The 10,031-nt window shown below is 32.9% G+C and carries 9 protein-coding genes; 6 read left to right on the top strand and 3 right to left on the bottom strand.

Annotated elements, in window-relative coordinates:
* Positions 1–1,773: choice-of-anchor L domain-containing protein (locus BOW55_RS19935; RefSeq protein ID WP_206733634.1), on the bottom strand; the 1,773-nt coding region annotated here is incomplete at its 3' end.
* A gap of 498 nt (positions 1,774–2,271) precedes the next feature.
* On the opposite strand from BOW55_RS19935, the gene BOW55_RS19930 reads away from it, so the two are divergent.
* The 6 genes from BOW55_RS19930 to BOW55_RS19905 all read left to right on the top strand — a co-directional run bounded on the left by BOW55_RS19930 (position 2,272) and on the right by BOW55_RS19905 (position 7,741).
* Complete coding sequence (locus BOW55_RS19930; RefSeq protein WP_129026134.1) at positions 2,272–2,757, top strand: histidine phosphatase family protein; 486 nt, start codon at positions 2,272–2,274, stop codon at positions 2,755–2,757.
* A 5-nt stretch (positions 2,758–2,762) separates the two neighbouring features.
* Positions 2,763–4,844: a polyphosphate kinase 1 gene (gene ppk1, locus BOW55_RS19925; RefSeq protein ID WP_129026132.1), complete on the top strand. Its 2,082-nt coding sequence runs from the start codon at positions 2,763–2,765 to the stop codon at positions 4,842–4,844.
* Between the two features lie 32 nt (positions 4,845–4,876).
* Positions 4,877–5,767, top strand: coding sequence for a Ppx/GppA phosphatase family protein (locus BOW55_RS19920; RefSeq protein WP_129026129.1), 891 nt, complete (start codon positions 4,877–4,879; stop codon positions 5,765–5,767).
* 116 nt (positions 5,768–5,883) lie between these two features.
* Complete coding sequence (locus tag BOW55_RS19915; RefSeq protein ID WP_089056046.1) at positions 5,884–6,456, top strand: TMEM175 family protein; 573 nt, start codon at positions 5,884–5,886, stop codon at positions 6,454–6,456.
* 22 nt (positions 6,457–6,478) lie between these two features.
* On the top strand, positions 6,479–7,039 hold the full coding sequence (locus tag BOW55_RS19910) for a Crp/Fnr family transcriptional regulator (RefSeq protein ID WP_129026127.1): 561 nt from the start codon (positions 6,479–6,481) through the stop codon (positions 7,037–7,039).
* Between the two features lie 123 nt (positions 7,040–7,162).
* Positions 7,163–7,741 carry an NAD(P)H-dependent oxidoreductase gene (locus BOW55_RS19905; RefSeq protein WP_129026125.1) on the top strand — a complete coding sequence of 193 codons (579 nt, stop codon included), beginning with the start codon at positions 7,163–7,165 and terminating at the stop codon, positions 7,739–7,741.
* Positions 7,742–7,813: 72 nt separating this feature from the next.
* Here BOW55_RS19905 and BOW55_RS21480 read toward each other — a convergent pair whose 3' ends face one another.
* Positions 7,814–8,524: a DNA polymerase III subunit gamma/tau gene (locus BOW55_RS21480; RefSeq protein WP_241686634.1), complete on the bottom strand. Its 711-nt coding sequence runs from the start codon at positions 8,522–8,524 to the stop codon at positions 7,814–7,816.
* Positions 8,505–9,578: a DNA polymerase III subunit gamma/tau gene (dnaX, locus tag BOW55_RS19895; RefSeq protein WP_129026123.1), complete on the bottom strand. Its 1,074-nt coding sequence runs from the start codon at positions 9,576–9,578 to the stop codon at positions 8,505–8,507. Before dnaX ends, BOW55_RS21480 begins: the two co-directional genes overlap by 20 nt.
* Positions 9,579–10,031 lie beyond the last annotated feature (453 nt).

Genomic DNA, 10,031 nt, shown 5'->3' with positions numbered 1-10,031 from the left:
AGTACATCCGTTAGCATCTGTTACCGTTACTTCGTAAGTTCCAGCGCCAATTCCAGTTAAATCCTGAGAAGTTGCTGCAATTGCATTGGTGTCTTTTTTCCAAGAATAAGTGTATGTTCCAGTTCCGCCAGTTACAGTCAAATCGATAGCTCCAGTTAATTGTCCAAAACATTTCACATCTGTTTTAGAAGTTTCTGTGATAGTAATACCGTCTGTTGGTTGTATAATTGTTATTTGTTTAGTATTACTACATCCTTTTGAATCGGTTACAGTCACGGTATAGGTACCAGCAGCTAAGTTTGTTGCGGTTGCACTAGTTTGAATTGGTGTTGTGTTCCAAGAATATGTATAAGGACCTGTTCCGCCAGAAGCTGTTACAGTAGCAGCTCCAGTTGTAGCTCCTTTACATTTGACATCGACGTGAGATGCCGTAGTTTCAGTAATAACGATATTGGTTTGACTCACAACCACAGGTTTAATGTCTGAGCATCCCGATTGGGTATTAGTTCCTTTGATGTAATAAGTTCCAACAGGAGCTGCAGTTGGTGTGTTATAAGGAATAGTTGCAGCAGAGTCTGTCCAATAAGTATAAGTCAAACCAGTAGTACTTCCTGCAGTAATTGCCGGCAAGGTAAGATTCGAAGTTCCATTAACGCAAACTGGCGCCGGATTGGTGATAACTAATGTATTTGTTGCAAAACTTTTTGCTTTTAAAAATACACCCGCGTCCCATTTTTGGTCAGAGGCATCAGCAATTGCCATTTTTATTTTGTAGTTTTTTCCTGCTGTAACAGCATATGTTGCAGTTAAAACTACTGTTGATCCATCAAATTCCATAGTAGCAGAACCTGGCGGGTTATTTACATAATAAGCGACATTATGATCTGGAAAAGAATTGCCGTCTTCATTTGATCCTGCAGAGTGTATATTATTAATTGTTACTGCGTCACCATTTGGGAGCTGCGCAAGATTTATAGCATTGTTGGTATAAGTTCCAGTAATTCCAAAACCACTTAAGAAAAATCCAAAGGCATCATTAAAAGCAGTATGAACATATTCCAAGTACTCTTCTGATGCAAAAACAAATTTAAATTCAACTAAATTTCCATCAGGAATAAAGTCAAATTCTAATATTGATGCATCATGCATTGTTTTACCAGAAATTGCAGTTAAATCGGGATCGCTGGCATCATTTACCATTTCATCCGTTTTGTTGGTATAGGTATTAGGTCCCATTGCAGAGCTTATTTTTCCTGTAGATAAAAGAATACCTTCATCAATAGGAAATGTCGAGGTTGCCTTACTGTAATACCCTAACTGGCGATCTCCAGCAGTATTTGACCAAGAATGATTATTCCAGGTCCAGCTATTGTTGTTGTTCTTTTTGTAATAACCAAAGCGAACATTACTAATGGTTAAACAGCCTGAGGTCAAAACATTTCGAACTAATTGATCGGCAGTATAGCCATTATAACCTGCTGCTGCATTGGCAACATCTATTGAACCAGCAGCAGCTAATGCACTAATGGCAGCAGTTTTTGCAGTGGTTTTTGATGCGGCCTTGTTTGTAGACAGGGTGTTCCCAATTCGCACAGGAACTTCCTGTGCGGAGACAGTCGAAGAATAGAACACGATACCTAAAATCATTATAAAAATAGATTTTAAATTAATTTTAGGAACATCTCCGTTCTGAGTTCTTTTTTGAAAGGGGAAAATATACTTACAACATTCAATCAATTTTCCCACTTTTTGTAGAGTAGATTTAGTTCTCATATATTAGGATTTTGTTTTTGTGGTTTTTGTAAAATGTTAACACAATCAAAATTATAGTAGAGTTTTTGGATTTGTTTTTTTTTCTCTGTAACTAACCTAAAAACTCGTTTAAGTGCTCTTTTTTTATCAAAAAAGGCATGAAAAAAATATTTTTTTTGCCAAATATTGGTGAATTTAATAGTCATATTTTTTCTCTTTTTGGCTTAAAATCATTTTTTAAACATAGTGTAAATGATTAATAATCAGTTATTTAGTTAAAATTTTACTGATTTGCAAAATATCGACGAACTGTATTGTTTAATAGGTGAAGTACATTTTTTTAGATAAAAATCTAAAGACGGTTTTATAAGTTTTAAAAGTCATGGAATTAATTATTCTTGTTAAAATTTACTTAAAATGTTAACACTAATAAAAAATTGAGAAGGTTTAAAATATCTTTTGTAAATTAGAACTTAAAAAAAATAATGACCTCTTTTTGAGGTTTCAAATCTTCGGCTTATGAAAAATTTAATTTTAATACGTCATGCTAAATCAAGTTGGGAAGCTCCTCTAAAAGATTTTGATCGGCCACTGATGAAGAGAGGAATTATAGATGCGCATGATGTTTCTGCTACTATTTCGAAATATCTTCCAAAAACATATATTATTTGGAGCAGTACTGCGGCACGAGCTTCAGAAACGGCATTAATTTTTGCACAAAACATTTCATATCCTATAGAAAGTATTGTTTATAAAGACGACCTTTATACTTTTGATGATAAACAACTCGAAAAGGTTATTAAATCATGTGATAATAGTTTCGAAAGCGTTATTCTTTTTGGACATAACGAGGCTATTACAAATTTTGTTAATAAATTTGGGGATGTTTTTATAGAAAATGTCCCAACCTCAGGCTTTGTATCTTTACAGTTTGATTCAGAAAGCTGGGATACTATTAATAAAGGCAAAACCCATAAAACAATTTTCCCCAAAGATTTAAAATAAATATAGTGTACGAACAAAAATATATCGATAGAGAAAAAAGCTGGTTAGCGTTTAACGCAAGAGTACTTCAGGAAGCGGGTGATAATACGGTTCCCCTTTTAGACAGATTGCGTTTTGTTGGAATTTTTTCAAACAATTTAGATGAATTTTTTAGAGTTCGTTATGCCGCAATTAGAAGATTAAGTCTCTCTGGAATTTCTGGTGAAAAATACTTAGGCGGAGTTTCGGCACACCAATTAATTAAGGATATTACCGAAATTGTAATTCAACAGCAATCAGAAAGCTTACGTATTCTAGGAAATATTGAAGCTGAACTTGAAACAGAGAATATTTTTATTATAAACGAAGATCAAATTACCAAAAATCAGGAAAGTTTCCTGAAAGACTTTTTTATGCAAAAATTAAGTCCAGAATTGGTAACTATTATATTGAATGATTTGGCAGAATTCCCTGTTTTAAAAGACACTTTAGGATATCTAGCCGTTCGTTTAGAAATGACTAACAATGAAGTTCGTTACGCTGTTATAGAAATTCCAAAAACGATCAACAGATTTGTTGTTCTTCCGTCTGAAGATGAAAAACAGTATGTAATTTTAATTGACGATGTTATTCGTTACAACCTAAAAAACATCTTTAACATATTTGATTATAAAAGTGTTTCAGCACATATGATCAAGATTACTCGTGATGCACAGTTAGATATTGACAGTGATTTGAGTAAAAGTATGCTTGAAAAAATCGCAACATCTGTAAAAGACCGCCGTATAGGCGAGCCAGTTCGTTTTATCTATGATAATTTAATTGAAGATGATACGCTGCAGTTCTTTTTAGATAAGATGAAAATTGTTGAAACAGATAGTATAATTCCTGGCGGAAGATATCATAATCGCCGTGATTATATGAGTTTTCCTAATTTAGGACGCTACGATTTATTATACAAACCAAACGAACCTCTGCCAATTCCAGGTTTAAGCCTTGGCGGAAGCATATTAGAAAAAATTAGTAAAAAAGACTATTTATTACACGCGCCCTATCAGTCATTTTCATATTTAACCAAGTTTTTGCGTGAAGCAGCCTTAGATCCAAAAGTAACTAGTATCAAAATTACTTTATATCGACTGGCAAAGAATTCGCAAATTATTAGTTCATTAATTAATGCGGCTAAAAACGGAAAAAAAGTTGTAGTTCAAATCGAGCTTCAAGCGCGTTTTGATGAAGCAAGCAATATTTCTTATGCAGAGCAAATGCAGACCGAAGGAATTGAACTTATTTTTGGAATAAAAGGTCTTAAAGTACACAGTAAAATATGCGTTATAGAAAGACTTGAAGAAGGAAAAACACGCCGCTACGGATTTATTTCTACAGGAAATTTTAATGAAGCAACGGCAAAAATTTATACAGATGTTACTTTGTTTACCTGTAATCAAGGTATTTTGAAAGATGTTACCAAAATATTCGAATTTTTCGATATAAATTATAGAGTACACAGATACAAACATTTAATAGTATCACCGCATTATACAAGGTCAAAATTTGTAAAACTTATCGATCGTGAAATTCTGCACGCTTTAGCTGGAAGAAAAACACACATTAAGTTAAAAATGAATAGTTTATCTGATTTTAAAATGATCGATAAATTATACGAAGCAAGTAATGCAGGCGTAAAAATTCAGCTGCAGGTAAGAGGAATTTGTTCTCTGATTCCGGGAATTCCAGGAATGAGCGAAAACATTGAAGCTATAAGTATTGTTGATAATTACTTAGAACACTCAAGAGTTTATATTTTTGGAAATGCTGGCCTTAATGAAGTGTATATTTCTTCTGCCGATTTTATGACCCGCAATCTTGACGGAAGAGTAGAAGTAACCTGCCCAATTTATGATCTTGAAATTAAAAAAGAATTAATCGATAACTTTAATATTGCTTGGAAAGGAAACGTTAAAGTAAGATACCATTCTTATAAATTAGACAATAAGTACAAACCCCGAAATCATCATGCATCGTTTAGAGCACAGTTTGAAACCTATAAATATTATCAGAATAAAATTAAAAAGTTCGAAGAAATTCCACAAAAAGTAAATCAATAATAACAAAAACAATTTCAAATCATAAAGTGAGCATGATTAATATAAGGAAATTTGCAGCAATAGATATTGGATCAAATGCCATGAGGCTTCTGATATCGAATGTTGTAGAGCAAGATGGCAAAGAACCGCAGTTTAACAAAAGTTCACTTGTTCGTGTGCCAATTCGTTTGGGACAAGATGCCTTTACAGTAGGTGAAATTTCAGAAGAAAATATAGATCGAATGGTTGATGCGATGAAAGCATTCAATCTTTTGATGAAAGTACATAAAGTAGAACGCTATATGGCGTTTGCAACTTCGGCAATGCGCGAGGCATACAATGCAAAAGAGGTTGTAGCTCTAATTAAGAAAAAAGCCGACATAAAAATCGAGATTATTGATGGTAAAAAAGAAGCTGCTATTATAGCTTCAACAGATTTGCATCATTTACTAAAAACAGATGAAACCTATTTGTTTGTTGATGTTGGAGGTGGAAGTACTGAGTTTACTTTATTCTCTGACGGAAAATTGATTAATTCCAGATCTTTTAAAGCAGGAACCGTTCGTTTATTAAATAATATGGTGCACGATGTAGTTTGGGATGAAATTGAAAAATGGATTAAAACCAATACCGCAGATTACGACGAAGTAACTCTTATAGGTTCTGGTGGAAACATCAATAAGTTGTTTAAAATGTCTGGAAAACAGCAAGAAAAACCGCTTTCCTATATCTATATAAATTCGCAATATGCGTTTTTAAATTCACTTACTTACGAACAACGAATTGCCGAATTAGGATTAAATTCAGATCGTGCCGACGTAATTATTCACGCAACAAGAATTTATCTTAATGCAATGAAATGGAGTGGAGCACGCCAGATATACGTTCCTAAAATTGGACTTTCAGATGGTATTGTAAAAGCAATGTACTACGGAAAAATTTAATTTTTAATATTCTTTTACCGCTAATTTCACGAATTTTCACGAATTGTTTTTTTAGTTTTTATTGAAAAATTAGTGAAAATTAGTGAAATTCGTGGCAAACTTTATACTTTAACTACATGAATAAAACTAGACTCGAAGCCTTTAGTGATGGTGTTTTAGCGATCATTATAACTATTATGATTTTAGAGATTAAGGTACCTCAAGGCCATGAGTTTGCTGACTTGAAGCCTCTTATACCAAAATTTCTAAGTTATATTTTGAGTTTTATTTATGTTGGAATTTACTGGAATAATCATCACTATTTAATTCATGGTTTATCGAAAGTAAACGGAAAAATTCTTTGGAGTAATCTGCATTTACTATTTTGGCTTTCTTTAATTCCAGTTTCAACAGGCTGGATGGGAGAACATAATTTTGAAAAAGCAGCAATGGCTTTGTATGGTATTATTCTGCTGCTTTGCGCGATTTCTTATGTAATCCTACAAAAAACAGTTCTTGATGTTGAGGGGAAAAATTCGGCTTTAGCCAAAGCTTTAGGAAGAGATTTAAAAGGAAAAGCTTCAGCAGTTTTATATGTAATTGGTATCGCAGCTTCCTTTTATAATGTTATTATTTCTGGAGCCGCTTATTTTATAGTTGCGATGTTATGGCTTATTCCAGATAAAAGAATTGAAAGAATTTTTTCTTAAAAGAGTAATTTTAATACTATAAATGAAAGCTGTTTTTCAATCCATTCAGGATTTATCCAATGAAGAATTATCACATTTAGATGATTTAATCACGTTTAGAAAACTCAAAAAAGGAGATTTTTTACTGGAAGAAAATCAGGTTTCTAACGAAATTGTATTTATAGAAAAAGGAATTCTTCGTTCCTTTTTTATGAATCATAAAGGTGATGAAATCACCAATTGTTTTGCTTTTGAAAATGATTTTATGGCGTCATTTGCCAGCTTCATAACACAAGAAAAAGCCGAAGAAAATATTCAAGCATTGGTTGATACAGAACTGCAGGTTTTAGATAGAAATGCATTAGAAAAACTTTATAAATCAAGTTACAACTGGCAGGAAATAGGCAGGAAGTTAACCGAAATGGAGTTTGTAAATCTTCAAAAACGAATGGTTGATTTTCAAAAATTATCTGGTGCAGAACGTTATGAAGCACTTTTTAGAAATCACCAAAAATATCTTCAACTGATTCCGTTACAATATTTAGCATCCTATTTAGGAGTTACACCTAGACATTTAAGCCGAATTAGAAAAGCTGTTTTTTAAGCCGCTCATTTTTTTTATTTGGAGGAAAAGATCGGTCCGAATTTAAATTTGTGTTTAGCTTTTTTTAGGACATTTGTCTAGTAAAAGAAAACGGGCAAAAAGTATTTTTGAAAAAAGAAAAGCATGAAAAAAATACTGATTATAAATGGACATCCAAATCCGGACAGCTTTAATTTTGCCATGGCTGCCGAATATCAAAAAGGCTCATCAGCTTCTGGAGCAGTTGTGGAAACAATTACAATTGCAGCGCTGAATTTTAATCCAAATTTAAAATTCGGATATCAAAAACGAACCGAATTAGAGCCCGATTTATTAGAATCGTGGGAAAAAATTCAAAGAGCCGATCATTTAGTTTGGGTACATCCAGTTTGGTGGGGTGGACTTCCTGCAATTACAAAAGGCTTTATAGATCGATTATTTTTACCTGGAATGGCATTTCAGTATAGAGAAAATTCTGTTTGGTGGGATAAATTATTAAAAGGAAAAACAGCGCATATTATCACAACTCTAGATCAGCCCGGCTGGTACTACAGATTGTTTTTTGGAAGACCAAGTGTGAATCAATTAAAGAAATCTACTTTAGAATTTTGCGGTGTAAAACCAGTAAAAGTAAGTTATATCGGAATAATAAAAACTGCAAAAGAAAGTCAAAGAAAAAAATGGCTTGAAAAAGTTTATAATTTCGGGCTTTTAAATAAATAATGCTGCTAAAGTTAATTGCTGTTTTCTTGTAAAAACAATTTTGCGAAAATTCGCAATGAAAAGAGTATAAAACTATCCAGGTAAATCTAATCCAAATGTTGAACGTAAAAGCTCAATGTTTGGATTTATTTCATGCAAACGATTGTATTTATCTTGATCGTTAAAACTTCTTTTAGTCTCGAGTTTTTCATTTACAATTACTTCAATTGTGATATCGTGATTGTGCAGGTGACCTCTTAAATGCCCTAAAAGCGCATTCATCTGACTTTCGAATTCTAGCTTAGAACCTTCGTTTGGAAGTTCGTAAGTAATGTTGGTTCCATTTAAAACAGGATCGTTGATTAACAAGATCGACTCCATAATCTTCAGGCCTTTTTGACCTAAACGCTCTGCATATTTATTCCATTGCACAAGCATTTCAGTTTCGGTAAACTCTTCAATAGGTAGAATAGATGTGGGTTTAACGTAAGTTTTACCACTTTGCTCTAATTCTTTTTTCTTGCGAATACTAGCCAAAGAAAAGGCAGAAACTTTTGGTTCGCCTCCAGTTTCATTTCTTGGAGTTTCAACTTTAGGAGTTTGAACTTTTGGTGTTTCTGGAATAGCAGTATTTGCAACGACAGAATCAGTATTGACTTTTTCTTCTGTTTTTAAAGTTTCAGTTTGACTTTCGACTTTCGTCCCGATACTTTGGGATGGACTTTGAACTTCAACAATAGAAAAACTTCCGTTTTTATAATAAGTAGGCGGGATTATGTATTGCTCAACTTTTTTTTTCTCCATCAAAGTTGATAGAGGCTAACTGCATCAAGCATAATTCAACTAAAAGACGTTGATTTTGACTCAATTTATATTTTAAATCACAATCATTTGCAATATCAATTCCCTTTAATAAAAATTCTTGAGAGCATTTTTGAGATTGAACACTATACATTTGCTGTGCTTGTTCTCCAACTTCTAATAAAGAAATAGTTGCAGGAGTTTTGCTAACTAACAAGTCTCTAAAATGAGATGCTAAACCAGCAATAAAATGATGCCCGTCAAAACCTTTTGACAGAATATCGTTGTAAGCTATTAAAAGATCTGGGATTTTATTTTCCAGAATCAAATCAGTAATGCTGATGTAAGTTTCGTAATCTAATACGTTTAGATTTTCAGTTACAGCTTGACGTGTTAAGTTTGTTCCGCAATATGAAACCACACGGTCAAAAATAGATAAAGCGTCACGCATTGCGCCATCTGCCTTTTGAGCAATAATGTGCAAAGCATCGTCTTCAAAATTGATTCCTTGACTTTGAGCAACATCTGCTAAATGTTCTTTAGCATCTTTTACTGTAATTCTTTTAAAATCAAATATCTGACAACGAGATAAAATCGTCGGAATGATCTTGTGCTTTTCTGTCGTCGCTAAAATAAAAATAGCATGTTTTGGCGGTTCTTCTAATGTTTTTAGAAAAGCATTAAAAGCAGCCGAAGACAACATATGCACCTCGTCAATAATATAAACTTTGTATTGCCCGGTTTGCGGCGGGATTCGAACCTGATCAATAAGATTACGAATATCATCAACCGAGTTGTTTGAAGCCGCATCCAACTCAAAAACGTTAAATGCAAAATCTTCATTAGGATCATCATATCCAGGCTGATTTATTTTTCGAGCCAAAATACGTGCGCAGGTCGTTTTTCCAACTCCACGAGGTCCTGTGAATAAAAGAGCAGAAGCAAGGTGATTGCTGTCAATAGCATTCAACAAAGTGTTTGTAATGGCTTTTTGTCCCACAACATCCTTAAAGGTCTGCGGGCGATACTTACGAGCCGATACTACAAATTGTTCCATATTCTTTTTATTCGATAGCAAATATAGGCTGAAAATTACCAAATCACAAATATGAAATTCATAAATCTCGGAGAAGATTTTGAGTGGTTTGAATATGAGAAAGTAAGATGTGTAAATTAATAATTTAAAAATTATGATTTATAAAATTGAACGTACATGAAATGAAGTCCCTATTGTGAAAATGCAGATATAATTAAGCTTTTTTCTTGTAAAGTGTCGGCCTCACGGAAATTGTAGAATTGAAATCATCATCAATAATTGTTGGTCAGTTTTGGGAACTAATATTGGAGTATGATTTAGACTAAAAAAATGATCAATTAATTCCGTCTTTTTTAAGTTTTAAAAGCTTACTATTTTGTAATAAATAAAGTACTATTTTTATCTTCAAAAAATACTTACAAAAAGAATTGTTCTTAATGTAAATAAAAAATAATCAGAGTTTTAAAAAGTAAG

Source organism: Flavobacterium sp. YO12 (assembly GCF_004119495.1).
Classification (GTDB): domain Bacteria; phylum Bacteroidota; class Bacteroidia; order Flavobacteriales; family Flavobacteriaceae; genus Flavobacterium.
The sequence above is the reverse complement of the archived record's forward strand: the minus strand, read 5'-3'. Positions and strand labels throughout refer to the sequence as shown.

Coding starts and splice junctions, on each gene's coding strand:
- BOW55_RS19930 (WP_129026134.1), top strand. CDS start 2,272: ATGAAAAATTTAATTTTAATACGTCATGCTAAATCAAGTTGGGAAGCT.
- BOW55_RS19905 (WP_129026125.1), top strand. CDS start 7,163: ATGAAAAAAATACTGATTATAAATGGACATCCAAATCCGGACAGCTTT.
- BOW55_RS19915 (WP_089056046.1), top strand. CDS start 5,884: ATGAATAAAACTAGACTCGAAGCCTTTAGTGATGGTGTTTTAGCGATC.
- BOW55_RS19920 (WP_129026129.1), top strand. CDS start 4,877: ATGATTAATATAAGGAAATTTGCAGCAATAGATATTGGATCAAATGCC.
- dnaX (WP_129026123.1), bottom strand. CDS start 9,578: ATGGAACAATTTGTAGTATCGGCTCGTAAGTATCGCCCGCAGACCTTT.
- BOW55_RS19910 (WP_129026127.1), top strand. CDS start 6,479: ATGAAAGCTGTTTTTCAATCCATTCAGGATTTATCCAATGAAGAATTA.
- BOW55_RS21480 (WP_241686634.1), bottom strand. CDS start 8,524: ATGGAGAAAAAAAAAGTTGAGCAATACATAATCCCGCCTACTTATTAT.